Origin of the sequence: Mesorhizobium sp. M1329 (assembly GCF_040318035.1) — a bacterium.
Classification (GTDB): Bacteria; Pseudomonadota; Alphaproteobacteria; order Rhizobiales; family Rhizobiaceae; genus Mesorhizobium.
On the sequence record NZ_JAMYLN010000016.1, the window covers coordinates 98,312 to 123,476 of the forward strand.

A 25,165-nucleotide genomic window follows, 5' to 3' on the forward strand; every position below is an offset into this window, starting at 1 on the left:
TTCACCAGGACATTCAGGAAATCCGTGAGCTGGGAGGGGCGCTGTGAGCGTGCTTGCATCCACAAGACAATTGGATCATCGTCAAATACTGAACGCGCTGAAGGCTTTTCGGAGCGGTGATTTCTCCGTTCGCATCGACAATGTCTATGCCGGCCTCGATTCCGAGATCGCCGATACCTTCAACGAAATCGTAGAACTCAACGACCAGGTCACGCGCGAGTTCGAACGCCTCAGCAAGGTCGTCGGCAAGGATGGCCGGATCGGCGAACGCGGCCGTGTCCGCAACGCCACCGGCAGCTGGGAATCGAGCGTCCGTTCCGTCAACGATCTGATTGAGGACATGGTTCAGCCGACGGCCGAAGTGGCGCGCGTCATCGGCGCGGTCGCCAAGGGCGACCTGTCGCAGACGATGATGGTCGAAATCGATGGCCGGCCGTTGCGCGGCGAATTCCTGCGCATCGGCAAGATCGTCAACACCATGGTCGGGCAACTGGCCTCCTTCGCCTCGGAAGTGACGCGCGTGGCGCGCGAGGTCGGTACCGAAGGCAAGCTCGGCGGCCAGGCCCGCGTGAAAGGTGTGGCCGGGACCTGGAAGGACCTGACCGACAACGTCAACGCCATGGCGACGAACCTGACCGGGCAGGTGCGCAACATCGCCGAGGTGACGACCGCCGTCGCCTCCGGCGACCTGTCGAAGAAGATCACCGTCGATGTGAAGGGCGAAATCCTCGAGCTCAAGAACACCATCAACACGATGGTCGACCAGCTCAATTCCTTCGCCTCCGAGGTGACACGCGTCGCGCGCGAGGTCGGTACAGAAGGCAAGCTCGGCGGCCAGGCGCGCGTCGAAGGTGTCGGCGGCACCTGGAAGGACCTGACCGACAACGTCAACCTGATGGCCGAAAACTTGACCGGCCAGGTGCGCAACATCGCCGAGGTGACCACGGCTGTGGCGCTTGGCGACCTGTCGAAAAAAATCACGGTCGACGTCAAGGGCGAGATCCTCGAGCTGAAGTCGACCATCAACACCATGGTCGACCAGCTGAACTCATTTGCCGGCGAAGTGACGCGCGTCGCCCGCGAAGTCGGCACTGAGGGCAAGCTCGGCGGCCAGGCTCAGGTGCGCGGCGTTGCCGGCACCTGGAAGGACTTGACCGACAACGTCAATTCGATGGCCGAGAACCTGACCGGCCAGGTCCGCAACATCGCCGAGGTGACGACCGCCGTCGCTTCGGGCGACTTGTCGAAGAAGATCACCGTCGCCGTGCAAGGCGAAATCCTCGAGCTCAAGGACACCATCAACACGATGGTCGACCAGCTCAATTCCTTCGCTTCGGAAGTGACGCGCGTTGCGCGCGAGGTCGGCACCGAGGGCAAGCTCGGCGGCCAGGCCGAGGTGAAGGGCGTCGGCGGCACCTGGAAGGACCTGACCGACAACGTCAACCTGATGGCCGCCAACCTGACCGGCCAGGTCCGCAACATCGCCGAGGTGACGACCGCCGTTGCCCGCGGCGACCTGTCCAAGAAGATCACCGTCGACGTCAAGGGCGAAATTCTGGAGCTCAAGGATACCGTCAACACGATGGTCGACCAGCTCAATTCCTTCGCCTCGGAAGTGACGCGTGTGGCGCGCGAAGTGGGGTCGGAAGGCAAGCTCGGCGGCCAGGCGCATGTCGAGGGCGTCGGCGGCACCTGGAAGGACCTGACCGACAACGTCAACGCCATGGCCGGCAATCTGACCGTGCAATTGCGCGACGTCTCCAAGGTGGCGACGGCAATTGCGACCGGCGACCTGACCCAGAAGATCACCGTCGATGCATTGGGCGAGATCCTGCAGATCAAGGACGTCATCAACACGATGGTCGACCAGCTCAATTCCTTCGCCTCCGAGGTGACGCGCGTGGCGCGCGAGGTCGGTTCGGACGGCAAGCTCGGCGGCCAGGCACAGGTGCGCGGCGTTGCCGGCACCTGGAAGGACCTGACCGACAACGTCAATGCGATGGCCGCCAACCTGACCGGCCAGGTCCGCAACATCGCCGAGGTGACGACGGCAGTGGCGCTGGGCGACCTGTCGAAGAAGATCACCGTCGATGTGCGCGGCGAGATTCTCGAGCTCAAGGACACCATCAATACGATGGTCGACCAGCTCAATTCCTTTGCCTCGGAGGTGACGCGTGTGGCCCGCGAGGTCGGCACCGAAGGCAAGCTTGGCGGTCAGGCGCAGGTGCGCGGCGTTGCCGGCACCTGGAAGGATCTGACCGACAATGTGAATTCAATGGCCGAGAACCTGACCGGCCAGGTCCGCAACATCGCCGAGGTGACGACGGCTGTGGCGCGCGGCGACCTGTCGAAGAAGATCACCGTCGACGTCAAGGGCGAGATCCTGGAGCTGAAATCGACCATCAACACCATGGTCGACCAGCTGAACTCCTTTGCCGGCGAAGTGACGCGTGTCGCCCGTGAGGTCGGCACCGAGGGCAAGCTCGGCGGTCAGGCGCGAGTTGAGGGCGTTGCCGGCACCTGGAAGGACCTGACCGACAACGTCAACCTGATGGCGACGAACCTGACCAACCAGGTGCGCGGCATCGCCGAGGTCGTGACCGCGGTCGCGCAAGGCAATCTCAAGCGCAAGCTGACGGTCGATGCCAAGGGCGAGATCGCCTCGCTCGCCGACACCATCAACGGCATGATCGAAACGCTGGCGACCTTCGCCGACCAGGTGACCAACGTCGCCCGCGAAGTGGGCATCGAAGGCAAGCTCGGCGGTCAGGCCCGCGTGCCCGGCGCTGCCGGCCTTTGGCGCGACCTGACCGACAACGTCAATCAGCTCGCCGCCAACCTGACTACCCAGGTGCGCGCCATCGCCGAGGTGTCGACGGCGGTGACCAAGGGCGATCTGACCCGCTCGATCAGCGTCCAGGCCTCCGGCGAGGTGGCGGCGCTGAAAGACAACATCAACGAGATGATCCGCAATCTGAAGGACCAGACGCTGAAGAATGCCGAGCAGGACTGGCTGAAGACCAATCTCGCCCGCTTCTCGCGCATGCTGCAGGGCGAGCGCGACCTGGCCACGGTTTCGCGTCTGATCATGTCCGAACTCGCCCCGCTGGTGAATGCGCAATATGGCGTGTTCTACGTGACCAACCGCGACGAGGATGAATTCTATCTGGAGCTTGCCGCCTCCTATGGCGCCGAAAGCAAGGCGGAGATCAAGCAACGCCTCGATCTGCGCGAAGGCCTTGTCGGGCAAAGTGCCGCCGACAAGCGCGCCATCATGCTGGACAATGTGCCGCCGAATTTCCTGCGCGTCACCTCCGGCCTTGGCAATGCCGCGCCGGCCAACGTGATCATTCTTCCGGCTCTGTTCGAGGACGAGGTGAAGGCCGTCATCGAACTCGCCTCGTTCAGCGAATTCCGCGACACGCACCAGTCGTTCCTCAACCAGCTGATGGAATCCGTCGGCATCGTTCTCAACACCATCGCCGCCACCATGCGCACCGAAGGCCTGCTCAAGCAGTCACAGCTGCTGACCTCGGAGCTGCAGGCGCGTCAGACCGAGCTGACCAAGAAGCAGGAGGAGCTGCACGCCACCAATGAGGAGCTGCAGGAAAAAGCACAGCTGCTCGAGAACGAAAAGAAGCAGGTGGAGAACAAGAACCTCGAAATCGAGATGGCGCGCCGGGCGCTGGAGGAGAAGGCCGAGCAGCTGGCGCTTACCTCGAAATACAAGTCGGAATTCCTCGCCAATATGAGCCACGAACTGCGCACGCCGCTGAACTCGCTGCTCATCCTTTCAAACCTGCTCGCAACCAACCAGCAGGGCAATCTCAACGACAAGCAGGTCGAGTTCGCGCGCACCATCAATTCGGCGGGCACCGACCTTTTGAGCCTCATCAACGACATCCTCGACCTGTCGAAGATCGAATCGGGCACCGTCTCGATCGACATCAACGACATGCCGGTGGTGCATCTTCGCCAGCATATGGAGCGAACCTTCCGGCAACTGGCGACCGACAAGGGACTTGGCTTCACCATCAATGTCGACCCCGAGCTTCCGGAGACCGTCCGCACCGATGAGAAGCGATTGCAGCAAATCGTGCTCAACCTTTTGTCGAACGCGTTCAAATTCACCTCGCAAGGCGAGGTCCGCTTGAATTTCCGGGCCGAAAAGACGGGCCGTCACAACGGTTCGGCGCAACCGATGGAGGCGCTTGCGATCGTGGTCACCGATACCGGCATCGGTATTCCGCAGGACAAGCAGAAGCTGATCTTCGAGGCCTTCCAGCAGGCCGACGGCACCACTAGCCGCAAATATGGCGGCACCGGGCTTGGGCTCTCGATCAGCCGGGAGATTGCCCGGCTGCTCGGCGGCGAATTGCGGGTCGAGAGCACGCCGGGCAAGGGTTCGACGTTCACGCTGGTCATTCCATTCGACGGACCCCGGATGGCCTTGGCCCCGCAAGCGGCGTTGCTGCCGGCGATGGAAGTGGCCGCCACGACATCGCAGCCGAGCCCGCCGTCTTCCGAATTGCTCGATGACCGCGACACGATCTCGCCGGAAGATCGGGTTGTGCTGATCGTCGAGGACGACCCGACCTTCGGCGGTTTGCTGCTCGGCCTCGCGCGTTCGGCCGGGCTGAAAGGCGTCCTGTCGACCGCCGGCTCCGGCACGCTGGCTTTGGCCCGCAAGCTGGTTCCCGACGCGATCACGCTCGATCTCGGACTGTCGGATATCGACGGCTGGGTGTTGTTCGATCTGCTTCGCCATGACCCGAAAACCAAGGACATTCCCGTCCATGTCATCTCGGGCGCCGAAGACATCGAGGTGCTTGCCCGCAAGGGTGCCTCCAGCATTTCAACCAAGCCCGTGTCGTCGGACGAACTGATGAAGGTCTTCCAGGACATTCACTCCAGAAAGCTCCGCGTCCAGAGCCGCGTTCTGGTTGCCGATCCCGATCCCGAGCGCCGCCTTTCGCTGATCGACGCGATCCGCGACGGCGTCACCTCGGTTACGGCGATCGGCCGCGTCGCCGCGAATGCGGACGACATCGGCATCGCAAACTATGATGCCGTTGTGCTCGGCTTTGGCCGCTCGGCCAGGGACAACGCCCAGATGCTGGACGAGATTGCCGTCCTGTTCGGACAATCGGTGTCGCGGCTGCTGTTCTTTGCGCCTCATCCGGAAGCGCTGCAACAGTCGCTCGCCTTGCATCCGGCATTGGCGGATGTTCCGCGGGCGGAGAATTTCGCGCAGCTGGCCCTCCTGATGTCCGCGACACTCCCCGGGCGAGGCCACGAAAACGATGGTGCGGCAGCCGAACAGCCGGACAAGTTCGACCTGGCCGGCGCAAAGGTCCTCATCGTCGACGACGACATCCGCAACATCTATTCGCTTACCAGCGTTCTCGAGACCTATGACATCCAGGTGCTGCATGCGGAGCGCGGCCGGGAAGGTATCGCGCTTCTGGAGCAGAGCCCAGACATCGATGCCGCACTGATCGACATCATGATGCCGGAGATGGATGGCTACGAGACGATGCGGCAGATCCGCGGCATGCCGACGATCGCCCATATCCCGTTGATCTCGGTCACCGCCAAGGCAATGAAGGGCGACCGGCAGAAGTGCCTCGATGCCGGCGCCTCCGACTACATCGCCAAGCCTGTCGACCTCGATCTGCTGCTGGCATTGCTGCGTGTCTGGATCGGCCGCTCGCGATCCCGTGTCCATGGTCCGGAAAAGACGCTGATGGCAGTGAACTGACGGCCGCTCGATGCAGAAACTGTCGAGAAACGGAGCAAGGAAGCTGGAGGTCATGGCGCCGGCAGCGGGGCCGGCAAAGGCGCGCATCCTGGCGGTGGATGACGACGAGCGCAATCTGCTGGCGATCGGTGAGGTTCTGGCCCCGATCGGTGAAGTCGTCTGCGTGCAGTCGGGCGAAGAGGCGTTGCGCGCACTGCTGAAGGAGGATTTCGCCGTCATCCTGCTGGATGTGCTGATGCCGCGGCTGGACGGCTACGAGACCGCGGGATTGATCCGCCAGCGCGAGCAATCCAGGCGAACGCCGATAATTTTTCTCACCGCCATCAACAAGGAAGACGCCCACATGCTGCGCGGCTATGACGCCGGCGCGGTGGATTACGTGTTCAAGCCCTTCGACCCGGCCATGCTGCGCTCCAAGGTCGCCGTGTTCGTCGAGCTTCATGAGAAGACGCTCGAAATCCAGCAAAAGGCGGCTGCCGAGCAACGGCTGCTGGCCCAGGCACTGCAGGCGCAGCAGGAAAAGCTCGAGGCCGAGCGAGCGCTGCGCAGCGCCCAGGAGCGGCAGCATGCCATTTTGAGCTCTCTTCCGGTCTGCTTCCACGCAAGGGCGGCGGAGCCGCCGTTCGGCGCCAGCTTTGTCACCGAAGGGGTCGAACGCCTGACCGGCTTTCCTGCCGAACGACTGACCGCCGATCCAGACTTCGGCCTGAGCCGGGTTCATCCCGACGATCTGCCGAGGGTGAGGCAAGCCCTGCTCAACGCCAAGGCCGCCGGCTCCTACACCTGCGAATTCCGCTGGCAATGCGCCGACGGCAACTACCGGATTTTCCTCGACCAGGGCGTCCTGTCGAACGGCTCCGACGGCCAAAAGCCCGAGATCCTCGGCACGTTGCTGGATATTACCGAGCGGCGCGAGCTTGAGAACCAACTGCTGCAGTCGCAGCGCCTCGACGCGATCGGCAAGCTTACCGGCGGCCTGGCACATGATTTCAACAATCTGCTTGCCGCAATTCTCAGCGGATTGGGATTGCTCGAGCGCCACGCCGAGTTCGATGGACAGACCAGGCAGGTTCTGGAACTGACACGCCGGTCGGCAAAACAGGGCGCCGAGCTCGTCAACCGCATGCTTGCGTTCTCGCGTCGCCAGACACTGAGGCCGGAGGCCGTGCGCCTCGCCGCGCTCGGCGATACCATGAACGGATTGGTAGCCCCGGTCCTGGGCGGCCTGATCCGTTTCGATTGGCGTGTCGACGACACCGTGTGGCCGGCGCATGTCGATGCCAGCCAGCTGGAGCTGGCGCTGATGAACCTGGTCTTCAACGCGCGCGATGCTATGCCGTCCGGCGGCACCATAATCGTGGAGGCGCAAAATCGAACGCTGGGCAGTGCAGCCGAGGATATTTCGGCGGGCGACTATGTCGTGGTCACCGTCAAGGACACGGGGTCGGGCATACCGGCTGACATTCTCGCCAAGGTCGTCGAACCGTTCTTCACCACAAAACCGGTCGGCAAAGGCACTGGCCTCGGTCTGAGCACGGTGCATGGTTTCGTCAAGCAATCGGGCGGCACGCTTCGCATTGAAAGCACCGTCGGCAGTGGAACATCCGTCCAGCTCTGGCTGCCGCGTTCAATCGAGCGCCCGGTCGAAATCGCCGACAAATCCGATGCCGACGACAGCGTCGTGAATGCCGGCGAGGACTATCCATCGGTCCTGCTGATCGACGACAGTAATGTACTGCGGGAACTGACGGCGCAATCGCTTCGCCAACACGGCTTTGCGGTGACCTGTGCCGGGGGCGGTGCGGAGGCGCTGGCGATGATCGAGCGGGCGCCATACGATTTCGATGTCATTGTCACCGATTTTGCCATGCCGCTCGTCTCGGGCCTCGAGGTCATTCGGTTCGCCCGCAATCTGCGGGCCGATTGGCCGGCGGTGATGATAACGGGATATGCTGATGCCGACGCCATAGCCGACCGGCCCCCCGACGTGCCGCTGCTCGGCAAACCGCTGCGCGAAAAGGACCTGATGGAGAGCATTCTTGCAGCCGCCCCGCGCGCCGGCTCGCAGAGGGCCAAGCAGGCCCAGCCGGTGACGAAGCGGACCATTGGAACCTGACGTACAGGTTGTCGTTGGATAGGTCGTTAGCTGCGTTAGGATCGGAGGAAAGACTGATGGCGACAGCGGACTGGCCTCTTCCTGAACGCTTCACCTTTCAAGGGAACTCGATCGCCTGGGGCGCGATGGGCGAGGGCTCACCCGCGGTATTGCTGCATGGCACGCCTTTCTCATCGTCGGCATGGCGTAGAATTGCGCCTTTGCTCGGCCAACAGAGGCGAATCTATTCCTTTGACATGCTCGGCTATGGTCGATCCGACAAACCCGACAGCGACGTGTCCCGTGGCATGCAGAACGAACTTTTCGCGGCCCTTTACGATCATTGGGGCCTGCGTAACCCCGATATCGTTGCGCATGATCTCGGCGGCTCAACAGCGTTGCGCGGTCATTTGCTCAACGGGCTCGACTACCGGTCGCTGGTTCTGATCGATCCGGTCGCAATCAGCCCGCAAGGCTCACCACTTGTTCAGGCCGCCAAGAAACACGAGACGGTCTTTTCCGGCCTCCCGCACTACATTCACGAAGCGATCCTGCGCGCCTACATCGGCGGCGCCGTAGCGAATGCGCTACGCGAGGAAGAGATGGCGCTTTACCTCGCGCCGTGGCTGGGAGCCGAAGGCCAAAAAGCCTTCTGGCGCCAGGTCGCTCAGATGGATGACAAATACTCGCAAGAGGTCGAGTGGCGATACGGTGAGATTCGTTGCCCCGTTGCCATCCTGTGGGGCGAGGACGACCAGTGGATTTCCATCGCCGACGGTCGCGAGCTCGCGCGCCGCATTTCGAGCGCTTCCTTCCACGTCGTGCCGAACGCGAAGCATCTTATGCAGGAGGACGCGCCGGAAGCGATCATGGCGACAGTGCTTGGCTTCTGGCGAGACCTGGAGGAGCGGGCAAATGCCCACAAAAAATCGGCTTCGGCCGCTCGATCTCCACCGCGTCAATGACCGCGTCGGGCGCCTCTATCCGGTAGCCGATGCGAAGGACAGGAATCCACTCCTTAGTGGCAGTCTTGAATCGAAACGGTACGTTTCGTATCGTTGACCTGGCAGCATCCAGCCTGTGCGCAACACCGAGCGCCGGCCATGGCGCGCTCGACTGGCTGTGATGCGGTTGATAAGCCTCTCCGCAAGGAGAGTCGAAGACATGACCGTTGCGATCGAGATGGGCCAGACGAGCGCAGGCGCCCCGGCGGCGCTGGATCTTGAGGAGCTGCTGGCGACGCGCCTTCTGGTGCAGGGCAATTCCGGCTCCGGCAAATCCCATCTGCTGCGCCGGCTCCTGGAGCAGAGTGCGCCCTGGGTGCAGCAAACCATCATCGACCCCGAAGGCGACTTCGTAACGCTGGGCGACCGGTTTGGCCATCTGGTTATCGATGCCGAGGAGCATACCGAGCGCGGCCTGCAGAGCGCCGGCGAGCGGGCGCGCATCCACCGCGTCTCCACGGTGCTCAATCTCGAGGGGCTCGACGCCGAGAACCAGATGCGCCGCGCCGCCGCCTTCCTCGGCGGGCTGTTCGAGGTCGCCCGCGACCACTGGTACCCGATGCTGGTGGTGGTCGACGAGGCGCAGCTGTTCGCGCCGGCAGTGGCCGGCGAGGTTTCGGACGAGGCGCGCAAGCTCTCGCTCGGCGCCATGACCAATTTGATGTGCCGTGGCCGCAAGCGCGGGCTGGCCGGCATCATCGCCACCCAGCGGCTGGCCAAGCTCGCCAAGAACGTCGCCGCCGAGGCTTCCAATTTCCTCATGGGCCGGACCTTTCTCGATATCGACATGGCGCGCGCTGCCGACCTTCTCGGCATGGAGCGGCGCCAGGCGGAGGCCTTTCGCGACCTCGAACGCGGACAGTTCATGGCGCTCGGCCCGGCGCTGTCGCGCCGTCCGCTCGGCTTGCGCATCGGCCCGACCGATACAAGTCCGCGCAATGCGACCCCGCGCCTGATGCCGCTGCCGGAAGCGGCGTTGGAGGATGCCCGCGCGATCATCCTGGCGGCCCCGCCGCCGGAAACTGTCCGGCCGCAGCGCCGGTCGTCACCGGACCTGCTCGATCAGCTGATGGCGGCAAAATCGGCGGCGCTGGAAATTCGCCCTGAACCGGTGGAGCCGCCGATCAGCGCCGAGGATCTGGCGGAGCGGCGCGAGCGCGTCGACCGGGTGCTGCGCGCCGTGCTGGCGCAGCCCGATGCCGGCTTCCGCGTCATCGGCGTGCTCTATCAGGAGTTCGTGGTCCGCTGCCGTATCGAGGGCCTCGCCTCGGTCGTGCCGGACTTGGCCGAATTCCGCCGCATGCTGACGCGCGCCCGCGCCGGCCTCGGCTCCGACATGGCAGGCGACGCCGCCTGGCAGGACGTCTCGGCGCGCGCCTCGCTGCTGCCCGAGGATATGCAAGGCGTCTTCATGATGATCGCCCGCGCCGCCAAGGAGGGCTGGCCCTGCCCGAGCGACGCGGCGATCGCCCGTGCCTACGGCTCGCACTCGCTACGCCGCGCCCGGCGCCTGCTGACCTACATCGAGGAGCAGGGGCTGATCGTGTGCCAGCTCGACGGCGTTGGACGGCGGACTGTGACGCTGGTGGAACTGGCCTGGGCGACCGCCCCGGGCGATCCTAATGCGGGAGAGGTGGATCAGGGGAGTGCGGTGGGGTGAGGCGGCGGCCGAGCGCGGTCTTCATCATACGACGGCGATTGGCGCGACGCAGAGCCGCTATTGTAAGTTGTTCGACGCTACAGCACTCCCTCCTGCCGACGGCGCTTTACATATCTTCTAAACTACCAGCGGGTCGGTTTGCCAATGAAGAGATCAGCCTCAATCAACTGACGAAGACAAGAAATACGGCAGGACTGTAGCGCAAATATCCTCCGAACCTACGCTACCTCCGCCGATTACCCCTTCGGTTCATTCTGTTGACATCTCCTGCTTCTGGAGAGATGGTAAGATACTACGCGGCGGCCCTTTCCGAAGAGTTTATTCTGCAGCTTTATCAAAGGATTTTGGCAATGCGTTTGTCTCGATCGCGCCGACTTCTGGCCATCGCTTTGACGGCAATCGCAGCCGTTCCCTCTTATGGACATGCCGAGGACAAGCTGCTGACGGAAGCGGTGCAGTTCAACGGTACGATCCTGTATCTCTCCACCAAGGTGCCTGGCCTGATCTTCGGCGCCGTACGCAACGGCGAGACGGCCTTGGCCGGTTTCGGCAAGATTGCCGACGGGAGTGAAAAGGTGCCCGACGGCGACACAATGTTCCGCATCGCGTCCGTGAGCAAAGTGTTCTGCGGCAGTGTGCTTTCCTCGCTGGCGATCGACGGCAAGGTACAGCTCACCGACCGGCTGCAGGATCGCCTTGGCTGGGACCTCACGCTCCCGGAGAAAGATGGCCGCGCCCTCCGCCTGATCGATCTCGTCACGCAAGCTTCCGGCCTTCCGCGGGAGGTGCCAGTGGCCGAGGCGCCCCCCTCCGACCCCTTCTCTACGAACACCAAAGAGGCGCAGATTGCCGCGCTCAAGGACAATCCGCTGCTGTTCGCGCCGGGCACCGCCGTTCTCTATTCGAACTTCGGATACGACCTCCTCGGAGCGGCGCTCGCGAATGTCTCTGGAAAGCCGTATGCCGAGGTCCTTCGGGAGCGTGTCCTCGAACCCCTCGGCATGAAAGACACGGTTTTCAGCCCAAGACCGGAGGACGAGCCGCGCCTGATGCAGGGCCATGACTTCGACGGCAGCCCCATGCCAATCGTGCCGACGAGCACAGCCATGGAGTGCGCCGGTGGATTGTACTCGACGGCGGCCGACCTGCTGCGCTGGATGAACTGGCATGTCGACAACAAGCCTTCCGCGGCCGACGCCGAGTTGCGCCTTTTGAACCACGCGGCTTTTTTGTACCGGGACGGGCTCGCGTCGGTGGTGGGGCTGGATGACGGCGGCCCGATGGACGCCATGGGTCTCGGATGGGTCATCATGCTCCCCAACGAGCATCGCCCGCTCATCCTCCAGAAGAGCGGCGGCCTGCAAGGGATGTTTCTCTATGTTGCGATTGCACCGACACGCGGCGTCGGCGCTTTCTTCGTCATGAACGAATTCAATGCCGCCGGCTTCATGGCTGGGGTCAAGACGACGAACGATCTCGTCGCAGAGATCGCTCCACGCTGATTTTCGCGCTGATCGGGAGGACGTGCGCGATGATTGACGCTGTGAAGGGGCCTGACGGACGGCATGTTTCGCGGCAAGGCAAGCGCGACATCGGCTATTTCCGGCCGACCGCTTAGCCTCCCGAGGACGACCTTTGCCGGCGCCGACCGCTTCATCGCTGCTCACGGCCTGCTCAAACGGCGGCCAAGGTTCTGCCTCTCGCCTCTTGGCATCCCGCTTTCGTAGCCGACCGCGAATGCCGCGCTGCTCGCAGTCCCGACACCATCAGCCGCCTCTTGGCGCAGCCCGATGCCGGCTTCCGGTCATCGGCGTGCTCTATCAGGAGTTCGTGGTCCGCTGCCGCATCGAGGGCTTGGCCTCGGTCGTGCCGGAGTTCCGCCGCATGCTGACGCGCGCCCGCGCCGGCTTGGGCTCCGACATGGCCGGCGACGACGCCTGGCAGGACGCCTCGGCGCGCGCTTCGCTGCTGCCCGAGGATATGCAAGGCGTGTTCATGATGATCGCCCGCGCCGCCAAGGAGGGCTGGCCCTGCCCGAGCGACGCCGCGATCGCCCGCGCCTACGGCTCGCACTCGCTGCGCCGCGCCCGGCGCCTGTTGACCTACATCGAGGAGCAGGGGCTGATCGTGTGCCAGCTCGACGGCGTTGGACGGCGGACGGTGACGCTGGTGGAACTGGCCTGGGCGACGGCGCCGGGGGATTCGAATGCGGCGGAGGTGGAGCAGGGGAGCTTGGTGGGGTGAAGGCTGATGCGTTTTGGGCGAAAGCTGACATTGCTCAACATTAGCAAAGCACCAGAGCGGTCATCGCCAAACCATTACTCATACGTCGCGTTTGGGCCGTGAGCCGACTGTCAGCTTCTAGGCTGAAGTCATCAGCAAATGGACGTTCCGCTGGCGACCTCATTGCGGACCTAAACAGAACAAACAATCTCTATTGGCGGATGGTTCAAAGCCTAGCAGTCTGGCATCGCGTTGCTCGCCAACAGTGACGATCCGACCTCTCCGTCGAGCGCAAAACGCTGGCAGCGCTCGCCGTGGGACTCATCGATTAAGCTCTCGATATGTTTGAAGCCGAGCTTCGCCAATATTCGCAGCGACGCGAAATTGCGCGCCGCCGCCTCGGCCGTCACCTGTTCAAGCGCCAGAGTTTCAAAGGCGTAGCGGAGGACTTCGCGCGCCGCCTCGCTGCCCAGTCCGTGCCCCCAATGCGCACGCGCCAGCACAAATCCCAATGCGGCTGCCTTGGCGTCGGTTGCGCCGAAGGACAGGGTTATCGTCCCGATCGCGTCCGATACTCCTGCTTGGTCTACGGACCACTGGATCGCCTTGCCGTCAGCGAACCGCTGACGCGAACGGGCGAACCACCGTTCGCCTGCCCTTATGTCGTCACGAACGGGATCGCCGGCAAGGGACGCGGATTCGACATCCATCGCGCGCGCAAACCATGCTGGGATATCCCGTTCGCTCGGCGCCCGAAGCACGAGCCTTGGTGTCGTGAGCTTGGGAAATCGGACTGCTTCCATGGGGCATTTTCGACCTGAGGCGGCGCCAACGCAACGGCCCTGGCAGGCCGCTCCGCTAATCACCAATGACAGCCCCTTGGTAGTGTGCCGTCTTCAGGTCGCAGCCCAATCGCTGAGACCTATCTATCGACCAGCCGGGCATACTGCCGTGTGCTCATCGGCGCCTCGGAGAGCCTTGCGTCCGAAACCAACCATCCAACCACGATCAGCCCGTGAGGCGCGCACGAAACAAGGTGCAGCCGTCCGCCAGGCGCGACCTGGAGATATCCCGGAATCCAGCCTCGGTCATCCACGCTCGATACTGACCTTCAGTGTACGATTCGCCGTGGCCATAGAGGTTCAAGAAGGTGATATTCAGAAAGACACCCTCAGGCGGGCCGAGGCGGTCGTCATCGACGACACCCCACCCCGCAATTGCGATCTCGCCTCCCGGTGTGAGGCAACGCGCCGCGTTCAGGATCGAACTGCGCGCCTGGTCAGGCGGAAGGACCTGGACGACGGCCTTCAGGATCGCCAGATCGTGCCGACCGATCGATGGCGCGACAGTTATGTCCCCCTCTTCGACAACCACGTCGTCGGCACCGTATTCTGACAGGATATCTGGCGCGACCGCCGCGACCGCTGGCAGTTCCATCAATGTCGCCGCAATCTGCGGCTGCCGCTCGCGAAGTCCGACGAGAATGGTCCCGGAGCCCCCGCCGATGTCGATCACGGAACCGATCGCCGAGAGGTCTATCTCCCGGGCCAGATGTCGGCCGAAGATCACCCCGCCCGGTGCGAGCATGCGGCTGAAGGCCGCCGCCGCTGCGGGCCCTGCTTCAGAAAAGTCGTGCAGCGCAGCCGGCCGGTTCTGTCGCAGCGACTCTGCGGTCAGCAAGTCGGCTCCCCAGAGCTCGCGCAGGAGCGCATGATCGCCGCCGCGATAGGTCGGCTTGGACGCGTCGAGGAAGGCCGCCGCTTCGGCTCCGTTGCGAAATTGACCATCCTTGACTTCGAGGAGACCGATGCTGGCGAGCGCGTAGAGGAGCCGCGACAGACGATCGGGCTCGACTTTGAGCGCGGCCCCCAGGCTGTCAGCAGTCACCGCGCTGCCACCGAGCCGGGTGAAGATGCCCAGGTCCAGCCCGGCTCGAAGCGCTAAGGCGGGGGGCACCGCTGCGATCAGCTTGTCGATCCGAGCAGAATCCACCATGTCGCCCCCCTTCCGCGACCGAATTTGAAGCAGCTCCCATAGATTAGAACTTCCGTTCTCCGGAAAGTGAAGACAAAATCATTATTTCGAGCGACCGACACGATGACGTAACGGATACTCCTGGCAAAGCTGAACGTCAGCTTCTGAGAATGTCTATCGCCGCCTCGAACGGCCGACATCGGCGCAAAGCTGTCATGCGCGGCTCCGCTTTGGGTCAAAAGCAGCCGTCGCCTCAGCCCTTCCCCTATCTCTCCTCCACAATCCGCAATACGCCGACGTCACGAACAGCACGATCAGCCCAAACAATATCCTTCTCGCCCCCTCCGGCAAGCACGATGGTCAGCAGCGTCGTCAGCACGGTGAGGATCACGCCGGACAGCCGCCCGCGACTCTGGCCCGTCGCTCCCAATGCCTCGGGCGGCGCGCCGGCTTTGTTTCCGTGAATCTCGCCATGCCGCATTGCACAATCGCCTCGCCTGCGCAAAATGCGGCATGATCCGCAAATCCCTCACTGTCCTGGTGATCGATGAAAACCACATCCGCGCTTCCATCATCGAAGCAGGGTTGCGGGAGGCCGGGCATCAGCAGGTCACGGTCATCCACGATGTCGCCGGCATAGCGCGGCGGATCGCCGAGATCGAACCCGATGTGATCGTCATCGATCTCGAAAATCCCAACCGCGACATGCTCGAAAACATGTTCCAGCTGTCGCGCGTGGTGAAGCGGCCGATTGCCATGTTCGTCGACCGCTCGGACCAGGCGTCGATCGAAGCTGCGGTGGAAGCCGGGGTGTCGGCCTATGTCGTCGACGGCTTGCGCCAGGAGCGCGTCAAGCCGATCCTCGACATGGCGATCAGCCGCTTCAACGCGTTTTCGCGCATGGCGCGCGAACTGGAAGAAGCCCGCAGCGAATTGGAAAGCCGCAAGGTGATCGATCGCGCCAAGGGCATATTGATGAAGTCGCGCGGCCTGTCGGAGGACGCGGCCTATACGCTGCTGCGCAAGACCGCCATGAACCAGAACCGCAAGATCGCCGAAATCGCCCAGAGCCTGGTGACGGCGGCAGGCCTGCTGGATCCCGAGGAGAGTTGAGAATGGCGGCCGAGCACCGGATCAATGCTGGCTTCATGCCGCTCTTCGACAGCGCTGTCCTTGTCGCGGCGAAAGAAATTGGCTTCGCCCTGCGCGAAGGCGTCGACCTGACGCTCAACCGGGAAACGTCGTGGGCCAACATCCGCGACCGCATCGCCATCGGCCATTTCGATCTGGCGCACATGCTGGGGCCGATGCCGATCGCCTGCAATCTGGGGCTGACGCCGCTCGCCTCCGACACGGTCGTGCCGTTCTCGCTCGGCCTCGGCGGCAATTGCGTCACCGTTTCGAACGCCGTCTGGGCGGGCATGGCCGCGCACGGCGCCTTACCCGACCTCGATCCGGCGCGGGCCGGCAAGGCCTTGGGAGCGCTGATCCGTGAACGGGCGAATGCCGGCGGCGATCCGCTTCGCTTTGCCGTCGTCCATCCGCATTCCGGGCACAATTACGAACTGCGCTACTGGCTCGCCGCCTGCGGCATCGACCCGTCGCATGAGATTGAAATCGTCATCGTGCCGCCGCCTTTTATGGCGGATGCGCTCGCCGCCGGCAGGATCGACGGCTACTGCGTCGGCGAACCCTGGAACAGTGCTGCGGTCGTCGCCGGCACCGGCCGCATCGCCACGGTCAAGGCGGCAATCTGGAAGACCAGCCCGGAGAAAGTCGTCGGCGTGCGCAAGGCATGGGCCGAAAAACAGCCGGACGCGCTTTCGGCCCTGCTGCGCGCGCTGCATCATGCGGCGCGCTGGTGCCAGGACCCGGCAAACCGCGGCGAACTTGCGGCCCTGATGGCGCAGCCGGCTTTCCTTGGCCTGGCGCCGGCGCTGCAGATGCCGATCCTCAGCGGCCATCTTGCGCTCGGCGGCGGCGCCGAACTCAGCGTCGGCGACTTCTTTCTGCCCTTCGACAAGGCGGCGAACTTCCCGTGGAAGAGCCATGCGCTGTGGTTCTACACGCAGATGGTGCGTTGGGGGCAGGTCAAGCACAGCGCCGCCAATATGGCGCTGGCACGCGAGACCTATCGGCCCGACCTCTATCGCGCGGCGCTGAAGCCGCTCGGCGTCGCTCTGCCGGGTGCCAATTCCAAGGTCGAGGGGGCGCTTACGGTTGCCACTCCGGTCGGCTCGGCCGGTGCCAGCCTGGTGCTCGGTCCCGACGGCTTCTTCGATGGCCAGATCTTCGATCCCGACGAGATCGACGCCTACATTGCCGGCCAGAAATTGGCGCGCGCCGAAGCCTGATCATTTCCGCGGCATTCTTGTGCGCTGCACAAAAAATGTGCGTGCAAATGCGCTAATGAACAATCCTTGGCTTGCTCGCCCAGCGGGCCGGCGCGCCGACGATTGTGGCATGGCATTGATCTCATTGATGTTTGTCATCCATTCCGAAACTGGCACGGTTCCTGCTTTGCAATAGGCAGACTCTTCTCGGGTCACGGAATACGCGTCCAATGGCGGGCGCTACAGGCAAAGCTGCCGCTCAGGTCAACACGCGATCCCGGATGGACGGACGCGCGCGGCCTGGCCGGCAGCTTTTTTGTTTTCACGCAATCGACGGCGCCGATCCCAAGCCGCGCCCAACCGGAGATGACGATGACGAAACGCATCAAGAGCCATTCCGCCCAAACGGCGATCAGCCGCCGGGATTTCCTGAGGATCAGCGCGGCTACCGCGGCAACGCTGGCGGCGGCGCGTGCGCTGCTGCCCTCCGGCGCCTATGCGGCTACCGCCGTACCGGAAGTCACGGGCGCCAAGCTCGGCTTCATTGCGCTGACCGATGCGGCGCCGTTGATGATCGCCAAGGAAAAGGGCCTGTTCGAGAAATTCGGCATGCCCGATGTCGAGGTGCTCAAGCAGGCCTCGTGGGGCGCAACGCGGGATAATCTGGTGCTCGGCGGCGACGCCAACGGCATTGACGGCGCCCATATCCTGACGCCGATGCCCTATCTGATGCACACCGGCAAGGTGACGCAGAACAAGCAGCCGCTGCCGATGGCGATCGTGGCGCGGCTCAACTACGACTGCCAGGGCATTTCCGTCGCCCAGGAATATGCCGCCACCGGCGTCGGCCTCGATGCCTCCAAGCTGAAGGAAGCCTTCGCCGCCAAGAAGGCAGCAGGCAAGGAGGTCAAGGCCGCCATGACCTTCCCGGGCGGAACGCACGATCTCTGGCTGCGCTACTGGCTGGCCGCCGGCGGCATCGATCCCGACAAGGACGTCTCGACCATCGTCGTGCCGCCGCCGCAGATGGTCGCCAACATGAAGGTCGGCAACATGGACGTGTTCTGCGTCGGCGAGCCATGGAACGAGCAGCTCGTCCACCAGGGCGTCGGCTTCACCGCCGCCACCACTGGCGAACTGTGGAAGGGCCATCCGGAAAAGGCGCTCGGCCTGCGCGCCGCCTTCATCGACAAATATCCGAACGCCACCAAGGCGATCCTGATGGCCGTCATGGAGGCCCAGCAATGGTGCGAGGCCAAGGAGAACAAGGACGAGATGGCCGCCATCATCGGCAAGCGGCAGTGGATGAACGTGCCGACCGCCGACATCATCGGCCGCCTCAAGGGCGACATCAACTACGGCAATGGCCGCGTCGCCACCGGCACCGATCTCTACATGAAGTTCTGGCAGGGCGGCGTGTCCTATCCCTTCAAGAGCCACGACAGCTGGTTCCTCGCCGAGAACATCCGCTGGGGCAAGTTCGCGCCGACCACCGACATCAAGGCGCTGGTCGCGCAGGTCAATCGCGAGGATCTGTGGCGCGAGGCGGCCAAAGATCTTGGTGTCGCCGCGGCCGATATTCCGGCGTCTTCGTCGCGCGGCACCGAAACCTTCTTCGACGGCAAGATCTTCGATCCGGAGAACCCGTCGGCCTATCTCGACAGTCTAAAGATCAAGGTGTCGGCCTGAGCCTGACATAGACGCGCGGGGCAGGCGGTGACAGCGCCGCCTGCCTTGCACGTGCCGCCAAGGAGTTTTTCGAAACAATGTCTATCCAAGCCATCGAGGACAGCAAGGTGAAGCCGTTCCCCGCGCCGGCCAAGCCCGCCGAAATCATCGCTTTCACCGCCAGGGCGCGGCGCCGCTTCGACCCGGCCGCGATCGCCGCCAAGCTGGCAAGCACGCTGGTGCCGCCGGTCATTGTCATCACCATCATGCTCGTCGTCTGGCAGGTCGCCTGTTCGTCGCCCACAGCCAGCCTGCCGCCGCCAAGCCAGGTGTGGAACGAAGCCTATGACCTGATCGCCCACCCGTTCTTCGACAATGGCCCGCAGGACATTGGGCTCGCCTGGCGGGTGCTGATGTCGCTGCAGCGCGTCGCCATGGGCTTCGGCCTGGCGGCAATCGTCGGCGTCGCGCTCGGCGCGCTCGTCGGCCAGTCGATCTGGGCGATGCGCGGGCTCGATCCGGTCTTCCAGATCCTGCGCACGGTGCCGCCGCTCGCCTGGCTGCCGCTGTCGCTGGCGGCGTTCCGCGATTCCAGCCCGTCGGCGATCTTCGTCATCTTCATCACCTCGATCTGGCCCATCATCATCAACACCGCGGTCGGTGTCCGCAACATCCCCGAGGACTACCGCAACGTCGCCCGTATCCTCCGGCTCAACCAGTTCGAGTTCTTCGTGAAGATCATGGTGCCGGCGGCCGCGCCTTACATCTTCACCGGCTTGCGGATCGGCATCGGCCTGTCGTGGCTGGCCATCGTCGCCGCCGAAATGCTGACCGGCGGCGTCGGCATCGGCTTCTTCATCTGGGACGCGTGGAATTCGTCGCGCCTGCCCGACATCATCGTCGCGCTCGCCTATATCGGCGTCACCGGCTTCTGCCTCGACCGCCTGGTCGCGGCGGTCGGCGCCTTCGTCACCCGCGGCACAACGGCAAAGTGAGGAGAGGGACGATGACGGCCTATCTGAAGCTCGACCACATCGACAAATCCTTCGCCCGCGGCAGCCAGGTCAGTGACGTCCTGAAGGATATTCGGCTGACCATCGACAAGGGCGAATTCGTCTCGATCATCGGCCATTCAGGCTGCGGCAAGTCGACCTTGCTCAACCTGATCGCCGGCCTGACCAAGGTCTCGGCCGGCGCCGTTCTGCTCGAGGACAAGGAGGTCGACAGTCCTGGCCCGGAACGCGCCGTGGTGTTCCAGAACCACAGCCTGCTGCCATGGCTGACCGTCTACGAAAACATCAATTTGGCAGTATCGAAAGTCTTCGGTCACACCAGGAGCCGGGCCGAACGGCATGACTGGATCATGCGCAATCTCGATCTCGTGCAGATGGCACATGCGAAAGACAAGCGCCCAGCGGAGATATCGGGCGGCATGAAGCAGCGCGTCGGCATCGCCCGGGCGCTGGCCATGGAACCGAAGATCCTGCTGCTCGATGAGCCCTTCGGCGCGCTCGACGCGCTGACGCGCGCCCATCTTCAGGACGCGGTGATGGATATCCATTCGAGGCTCGGCTCGACGACGATCATGATCACCCATGATGTCGACGAGGCGGTGCTGTTGTCCGACCGCATCGTGATGATGACCAACGGCCCGGCGGCCACCATCGGCGAGGTTCTTCCCGTGCCGCTGGCCCGGCCGCGCCGGCGCATCGAGCTTTCCTCCGACCGCACCTTCCTGCGCTGCCGCGAGGCGGTGCTGAAATTCCTTTACGAACGCCACCGCTTCGTCGAAGCCGCGGAGTAAGGCAATAACCTGAAAACTCGTCATCTGCATCGGCAATGGGCAACCTACCGCATTGCACAAATATTATGCTGCTGTGCAAGGCATTCTGACTAATCTTTGATCCGCTGCCGAGCTTGGTCAAAAGTCGCGCGGCTGCAGTTCGCATTGATTTCATTCGATAATTCAGAGCGCTGTCGAATTGGCACGCTTCCTGCTTTTCAAAATGTAGGTCCGCAAGGGCCAAGTGACACGGCGTCCAATGGCGGGCGCCACAGGCAAAGCTGCCGCTCAGGTCCACACGCGCCCCCGGAACCCGGACGCGAAGACCTGGCCGGCGGCTTTTTTGTTTTTGACGCAATCGACCGCGCTGGTCCCAAGCGGCGCCCAACCGGAGACGACGATGACGAAACGGATCGGAACTGGCGCGTCCCTCGCGGACTTCACGCGCCGCGATTTTCTGGCCGTCAGCGCGCTGACCGCGATGCCGCGCCGCTGACAGTCGCGAACGAACAGACAAGGGCGGTGCCTCCCACGCCGCAAACCGGAGCCAGAAAATGACCGCAAATCTCCCAGCAGCGCCCAGCCAGGACAGTGCTCCCCGGCAGGCGCTTGTCATGTCCACCATCGCCTTCACCGTCTGCTTCGCGGTGTGGACGATCTTTTCAATCATCGGCGTGCGCATAAAGCAGGAGCTGGGGCTGAACGAGACGGAGTTCGGCCTGCTCGTCGGCACGCCGATCCTCACCGGCTCGCTCGTGCGTATGGTGCTCGGTGTCTGGACCGACCGTTTTGGCGGACGGCTGGTATACACCGCGACCATGCTTGCGGCGGCGGTCGCGACCTTCCTGCTCGCTTTTGCGCACACCTACGGGCAGATGCTGGTCGCTGCGCTAGGCGTTGGGCTCGCCGGCGGTTCCTTCGCCGTCGGTGTCGCCTATGTCTCGCGCTTCTTCCCGGCCGGCAAGCAGGGCACGGCGCTTGGCATTTTCGGTGTCGGCAATGTCGGCGCCGCGGTCACCAAGTTCCTGGCACCGTTCGTGCTTCTCTCCTGGGGCTGGCAGACGGTCGCGCTGATCTGGGCGGCAGCACTCGTCGTCATGGCCGCCGTCTTCTGGTTCACGACCGGCGACGATCCGGTCATCCGCGAGCGCCGCGCCGGCAAGGCAGCGCCCGCGAGAAGCTTCTGGCAGGAATTCGCGCCGCTCAAGAACCTGCAGGTCTGGCGCTTCGCCTTCTATTATTTCTTCGCCTTCGGTGCATTCGTGGCGCTCTCGCTGTGGCTGCCCCGCTACCTGATCGGCGTCTACGGCTTCGGGCTTGCGACCGCCGGCATGATCGGGGCGGCCTATTCAATTCCCGCAAGCATTTTCCGCGCCTATGGCGGCGTGCTTTCCGACCGGATCGGCGCGCGCACCGTGCTCTACTGGACCTTCGCTGTCAGTGCCGCCGCGACTCTCGTTCTGTCTCTCCCCTCGGCAGATTACGTCGTGCGCGGTGTCAGCGGGCCGATCGCCTTCCATTTCGAGGTCGGCCCGCTCGCCTTCATAGCCGTTGCCTGTGTGCTCGGCTTCTTCATGAGCCTTGGCAAGGCTGCCGTCTACAAGCACATCCCGGCTTACTATCCGCAGAGTGTCGGCGCGGTCGGCGGCGTTGTCGGCATGATTGGCGGGCTCGGCGGCTTTATCCTGCCAATCGTCTTCGGCGCGCTCAACGACCTCACCGGCGTCTGGTCGAGCTGCTTCATGCTGCTCTTCGTCATCGTCGCCACCTGCTTTGCCTGGATGCATTTTTCCATCCGGCGGATGGAGCGCACGGCGTCTGACGAAGCGTCAGGCCTTTCCTACGCGGCTGAGTGAGACCGGAGTGGATCAGGACATGACCGAGAAACTCGTTATCATCGGCAACGGCATGGCCCCCGGGCGCATGCTGGAGCACCTCCTGGAAAAGGCGCCTGGGCGCTACCAGGTCACCATCTTCAACGCCGAGCCGCGCGTGAACTACGACCGCATCATGCTGTCGCCGGTTCTGTCGGGCGAAAAGGCCTATGAGGAGATCATCATCCATGGCGACGGCTGGTACATCAAGCACGGCATCACCCTCTACAAGGGCCACAAGATCGTCGCCATCGACCGGCAGGCAAAGACCGTCACCTCCGATCACGGCGTGACCGAGCCCTACGACAAGCTCGTCATCGCCACCGGCTCGGTGCCGTTTATCATTCCGGTGCCAGGCCATGACCTGCCGGGCGTGCTCACGTATCGCGATCTGGACGACGTCCGCGCCATGATGCTGGCCGCCCAGTCGCGGGCCAAGGCTGTGATCATCGGCGGCGGCCTGCTCGGGCTCGAAGCAGCCGCGGGCTTGAACGCTCAAGGTATGGACGTCACCGTGCTGCATGTCATGCCGACGCTGATGGAGCGTCAGCTCGATCCGGCCGCCGGCTATCTCCTGCAGCGCGCAGTCGAGCAGCGCGGCATCAAGGTCATCACCAAGGCCAACACCCAGGCGATCACCGGCAACGGCAAGGTCGAGCGGGTGGAGCTTGCCGACGGCACTATCATTCCGGCAACGCTTGTCGTCATGGCGGTGGGCATCAGGCCGAATGCGGCTTTGGCGAAGGAAGCCGGCATTGCGGTCAATCGCGGCATTGTCGTCGACGCCGGCATGCGCAGCAACGATCCCGACATCTACGCAATCGGCGAATGCGCCGAGGTCAACGGCCAGGTGTACGGGCTGGTCGCGCCGCTCTACGAGATGGCGCGCGTCGCCGCCAGCCATCTGGCCGGCAATGAGACGGCGGCTTTCGTTCACATGGACACGCCGACCAAGCTCAAGGTCACCGGCATCGAGCTGTTTTCGCTCGGCGACTTCGCCGAGGGCGATGATCGCCAGGAGATCGTGCTGCGCGATGCGGCGGCCGGCGTCTACAAGCGCCTGGTGCTCAAGGATGACCGCATCATCGGCACCGTGCTTTATGGCGAGACAGCGGACGGCGCCTGGTTCAACGACCTCAAGAAGAAGCACACCGACATATCCGAGATGCGCGACACGCTCATCTTCGGCCAGTCCTACCAGGGAGGCGCCCCCCTGGACCCTATGGCGGCCGTTGCAGCCTTGCCGGATGATGCGGAAATCTGCGGTTGCAACGGCGTATGCAAGGGAAAGATCACCGGCGCGATCACGGCCAAGGGCCTGACCTCGCTCGACGACGTGCGCGCCCACACCAAGGCGTCGGCCTCGTGCGGTTCCTGCACCGGGTTGGTCGAAAAGCTGATGGTGCTGACCATCGGCGACAAATACAACCCTGCGGCGGTCCAGCCGATGTGCAGCTGCACCACGCTTGGCCATGACGAGGTCCGCCGGCTGATCAAGGCCAAGGGCCTGAAGACCATTCCCGCCGTCATGCAGGAACTGGAGTGGAAGACCTCCTGCGGCTGCGCCAAATGCCGGCCGGCGCTCAACTATTATCTCGTCTGCGACTGGCCCGACGAATACGCCGACGACTACCAGTCGCGCTTCATCAACGAGCGCGTCCACGCCAACATCCAGAAGGACGGCACCTATTCGGTGGTGCCGCGCATGTGGGGCGGCGTCACCAACGCCGCCGAATTGCGCGCCATCGCCGACGTCGTCGACAAGTTCGAGATCCCGATGGTCAAGGTCACCGGCGGCCAGCGCATCGACATGCTCGGCATCCGCAAGGAAGACCTGCCGGCGGTATGGGCCGATCTCGGACAGGCTGGCTTCGTCTCCGGCCACGCCTATGCCAAGGGGTTGCGCACGGTGAAGACCTGCGTCGGCTCGGACTGGTGCCGCTTCGGCACGCAGGATTCGACCGGCTTGGGCATCCGTATCGAAAAATTCATGTGGGGCTCGTGGACCCCGGCCAAGGTCAAGATGGCGGTGTCGGGCTGTCCCCGAAACTGTGCCGAGGCGACCTGCAAGGATGTCGGCGTGATCTGCGTCGACAGTGGCTACGAAATCCATTTCGCCGGCGCCGCTGGCCTCGACATCAAGGGCACCGAAGTGCTCGGCCTGGTCAAGACCGAGGACGAGGCGCTGGAGCATATCGTGGCGTTGACGCAGATGTATCGCGAGCAGGGCCGCTATCTCGAGCGTATCTACAAATGGGCCAAGCGCGTCGGCATCGCCGAGATCAAACGCCAGATCATGGACGATGGCGAGAAGCGCAAGGCCTATTTCGACCGCTTCGTCTTTTCCCAGAAATTCGCCCAGGTCGACCCGTGGTCGGAACGTGCTTCCGGCAAGGACAAGCATGAATTCCGGCCGATGGCTTCGGTCGGTTTCGCGCAGGCGGCGGAGTGATCATGATGAACTGGGTATCAATCGGCTCGATGTCAGACATTCCGCGCCGCGGCGCCCGCTGCGTCGCAACGCCTCAAGGCAAGATCGCCGTCTTCCGCACGGCGGACGATCAGGTCTTCGCCATCGAGGACCATTGCCCGCACAAGGGTGGGCCACTCAGCCAGGGCATCGTCCATGGCACGGCGGTGACCTGTCCCTTGCACAATTGGGTGATCTCGCTGGAGACAGGCAACGCGCTCGGCGCGGACGAGGGTGTGGTGCGCACCATTCCGGTCCGGATCGACGGCGAGCGGCTGTTCATTGCGCTGGAAGCGCTGGCCAGCCGCGCGGCGTGAACC

At 63.7% G+C, this 25,165-nt stretch carries 16 protein-coding genes and 2 pseudogenes; 14 read left to right on the forward strand and 4 right to left on the reverse strand.

Going from position 1 to position 25,165, the window contains the following annotated elements:
• The first annotated feature begins 49 nt into the window (after positions 1-49).
• The 6 genes and pseudogenes from NKH21_RS18020 to NKH21_RS18045 all read left to right on the forward strand — a co-directional run.
• Entirely contained in the window at positions 50-5,761 is a 5,712-nt protein-coding gene (locus NKH21_RS18020; protein ID WP_352866683.1) for a HAMP domain-containing protein, read from the forward strand.
• Positions 5,762-5,813: 52 nt separating this feature from the next.
• Positions 5,814-7,877: a PAS domain-containing hybrid sensor histidine kinase/response regulator gene (locus NKH21_RS18025; protein WP_352866598.1), complete on the forward strand. Its 2,064-nt coding sequence runs from the start codon at positions 5,814-5,816 to the stop codon at positions 7,875-7,877.
• A 56-nt stretch (positions 7,878-7,933) separates the two neighbouring features.
• Positions 7,934-8,821, forward strand: a complete 888-nt coding sequence (locus NKH21_RS18030) for an alpha/beta fold hydrolase (protein WP_352866601.1) — start codon at positions 7,934-7,936, stop codon at positions 8,819-8,821.
• A gap of 199 nt (positions 8,822-9,020) precedes the next feature.
• Positions 9,021-10,520, forward strand: coding sequence for a helicase HerA domain-containing protein (locus NKH21_RS18035; protein ID WP_352866602.1), 1,500 nt, complete (start codon positions 9,021-9,023; stop codon positions 10,518-10,520).
• Between the two features lie 281 nt (positions 10,521-10,801).
• The gene (gene ampH, locus NKH21_RS18040; RefSeq protein WP_352866605.1) at positions 10,802-12,022 is read left to right on the forward strand and encodes a D-alanyl-D-alanine-carboxypeptidase/endopeptidase AmpH; all 1,221 of its coding nucleotides are present in this window, start codon (positions 10,802-10,804) and stop codon (positions 12,020-12,022) included.
• Positions 12,023-12,297: 275 nt separating this feature from the next.
• A pseudogene (locus NKH21_RS18045) lies at positions 12,298-12,764 on the forward strand (ATP-binding protein); the annotation flags it as partial.
• 212 nt (positions 12,765-12,976) lie between these two features.
• Here NKH21_RS18045 and NKH21_RS18050 read toward each other — a convergent pair.
• The 3 genes and pseudogenes from NKH21_RS18050 to NKH21_RS18060 form a co-directional block, all read right to left on the reverse strand.
• The gene (locus tag NKH21_RS18050) at positions 12,977-13,546 is read right to left on the reverse strand and encodes a GNAT family N-acetyltransferase (RefSeq protein WP_352866608.1); all 570 of its coding nucleotides are present in this window, start codon (positions 13,544-13,546) and stop codon (positions 12,977-12,979) included.
• A 205-nt stretch (positions 13,547-13,751) separates the two neighbouring features.
• Complete coding sequence (locus NKH21_RS18055) at positions 13,752-14,738, reverse strand: methyltransferase (RefSeq protein WP_352866611.1); 987 nt, start codon at positions 14,736-14,738, stop codon at positions 13,752-13,754.
• A gap of 244 nt (positions 14,739-14,982) precedes the next feature.
• Positions 14,983-15,111: pseudogene (locus tag NKH21_RS18060) on the reverse strand (ABC transporter permease); the annotation flags it as partial.
• 119 nt (positions 15,112-15,230) lie between these two features.
• Between NKH21_RS18060 and NKH21_RS18065 the strand changes: the two are divergent.
• Together NKH21_RS18065 and NKH21_RS18070 are read left to right on the forward strand one after the other, a co-directional pair.
• Positions 15,231-15,830 (forward strand): ANTAR domain-containing response regulator, encoded by a 600-nt coding sequence (locus tag NKH21_RS18065; protein ID WP_023676288.1) that lies wholly within the window; start codon positions 15,231-15,233, stop codon positions 15,828-15,830.
• A 2-nt stretch (positions 15,831-15,832) separates the two neighbouring features.
• Positions 15,833-17,071, forward strand: a complete 1,239-nt coding sequence (locus NKH21_RS18070) for a CmpA/NrtA family ABC transporter substrate-binding protein (RefSeq protein ID WP_352866613.1) — start codon at positions 15,833-15,835, stop codon at positions 17,069-17,071.
• A 191-nt stretch (positions 17,072-17,262) separates the two neighbouring features.
• On the opposite strand, the gene NKH21_RS18075 is transcribed toward NKH21_RS18070, so the two are convergent.
• A complete protein-coding gene (locus NKH21_RS18075) occupies positions 17,263-17,436 on the reverse strand; it encodes a hypothetical protein (RefSeq protein ID WP_352866615.1) in 174 nt (57 codons plus the stop codon).
• Here NKH21_RS18075 and NKH21_RS18080 point away from each other — a divergent pair.
• The 6 genes from NKH21_RS18080 to nirD all read left to right on the forward strand — a co-directional run bounded on the left by NKH21_RS18080 (position 17,423) and on the right by nirD (position 25,162).
• Positions 17,423-18,739, forward strand: a complete 1,317-nt coding sequence (locus NKH21_RS18080; protein ID WP_352866617.1) for a CmpA/NrtA family ABC transporter substrate-binding protein — start codon at positions 17,423-17,425, stop codon at positions 18,737-18,739. The two genes, NKH21_RS18075 and NKH21_RS18080, sit on opposite strands and share 14 nt — an antisense overlap.
• A gap of 77 nt (positions 18,740-18,816) precedes the next feature.
• Positions 18,817-19,713 (forward strand): nitrate ABC transporter permease, encoded by an 897-nt coding sequence (gene ntrB / locus NKH21_RS18085; RefSeq protein ID WP_352866619.1) that lies wholly within the window; start codon positions 18,817-18,819, stop codon positions 19,711-19,713.
• Between the two features lie 11 nt (positions 19,714-19,724).
• On the forward strand, positions 19,725-20,522 hold the full coding sequence (locus NKH21_RS18090; RefSeq protein WP_352866621.1) for an ABC transporter ATP-binding protein: 798 nt from the start codon (positions 19,725-19,727) through the stop codon (positions 20,520-20,522).
• A 533-nt stretch (positions 20,523-21,055) separates the two neighbouring features.
• On the forward strand, positions 21,056-22,357 hold the full coding sequence (locus NKH21_RS18095; RefSeq protein WP_352866623.1) for an MFS transporter: 1,302 nt from the start codon (positions 21,056-21,058) through the stop codon (positions 22,355-22,357).
• Positions 22,358-22,376: 19 nt separating this feature from the next.
• A complete protein-coding gene (gene nirB / locus NKH21_RS18100; protein ID WP_352866625.1) occupies positions 22,377-24,827 on the forward strand; it encodes a nitrite reductase large subunit NirB in 2,451 nt (816 codons plus the stop codon).
• 5 nt (positions 24,828-24,832) lie between these two features.
• Complete coding sequence (nirD, locus tag NKH21_RS18105) at positions 24,833-25,162, forward strand: nitrite reductase small subunit NirD (RefSeq protein ID WP_352866627.1); 330 nt, start codon at positions 24,833-24,835, stop codon at positions 25,160-25,162.
• Positions 25,163-25,165 lie beyond the last annotated feature (3 nt).

Bases quoted from the DNA above. Each gene is read 5' to 3' on its own strand.
- NKH21_RS18080 (WP_352866617.1), top strand. From the start codon at position 17,423: ATGACGAAACGCATCAAGAGCCATTCCGCCCAAACGGCGATCAGCCGC.
- nirB (WP_352866625.1), top strand. From the start codon at position 22,377: ATGACCGAGAAACTCGTTATCATCGGCAACGGCATGGCCCCCGGGCGC.
- NKH21_RS18050 (WP_352866608.1), bottom strand. From the start codon at position 13,546: ATGGAAGCAGTCCGATTTCCCAAGCTCACGACACCAAGGCTCGTGCTT.
- ntrB (WP_352866619.1), top strand. From the start codon at position 18,817: ATGTCTATCCAAGCCATCGAGGACAGCAAGGTGAAGCCGTTCCCCGCG.
- NKH21_RS18035 (WP_352866602.1), top strand. From the start codon at position 9,021: ATGACCGTTGCGATCGAGATGGGCCAGACGAGCGCAGGCGCCCCGGCG.
- nirD (WP_352866627.1), top strand. From the start codon at position 24,833: ATGAACTGGGTATCAATCGGCTCGATGTCAGACATTCCGCGCCGCGGC.
- NKH21_RS18065 (WP_023676288.1), top strand. From the start codon at position 15,231: ATGATCCGCAAATCCCTCACTGTCCTGGTGATCGATGAAAACCACATC.
- NKH21_RS18025 (WP_352866598.1), top strand. From the start codon at position 5,814: ATGGCGCCGGCAGCGGGGCCGGCAAAGGCGCGCATCCTGGCGGTGGAT.
- NKH21_RS18030 (WP_352866601.1), top strand. From the start codon at position 7,934: ATGGCGACAGCGGACTGGCCTCTTCCTGAACGCTTCACCTTTCAAGGG.
- NKH21_RS18075 (WP_352866615.1), bottom strand. From the start codon at position 17,436: ATGCGTTTCGTCATCGTCATCTCCGGTTGGGCGCGGCTTGGGATCGGC.
- NKH21_RS18090 (WP_352866621.1), top strand. From the start codon at position 19,725: ATGACGGCCTATCTGAAGCTCGACCACATCGACAAATCCTTCGCCCGC.
- NKH21_RS18055 (WP_352866611.1), bottom strand. From the start codon at position 14,738: ATGGTGGATTCTGCTCGGATCGACAAGCTGATCGCAGCGGTGCCCCCC.
- NKH21_RS18095 (WP_352866623.1), top strand. From the start codon at position 21,056: ATGACCGCAAATCTCCCAGCAGCGCCCAGCCAGGACAGTGCTCCCCGG.
- NKH21_RS18070 (WP_352866613.1), top strand. From the start codon at position 15,833: ATGGCGGCCGAGCACCGGATCAATGCTGGCTTCATGCCGCTCTTCGAC.
- ampH (WP_352866605.1), top strand. From the start codon at position 10,802: ATGGTAAGATACTACGCGGCGGCCCTTTCCGAAGAGTTTATTCTGCAG.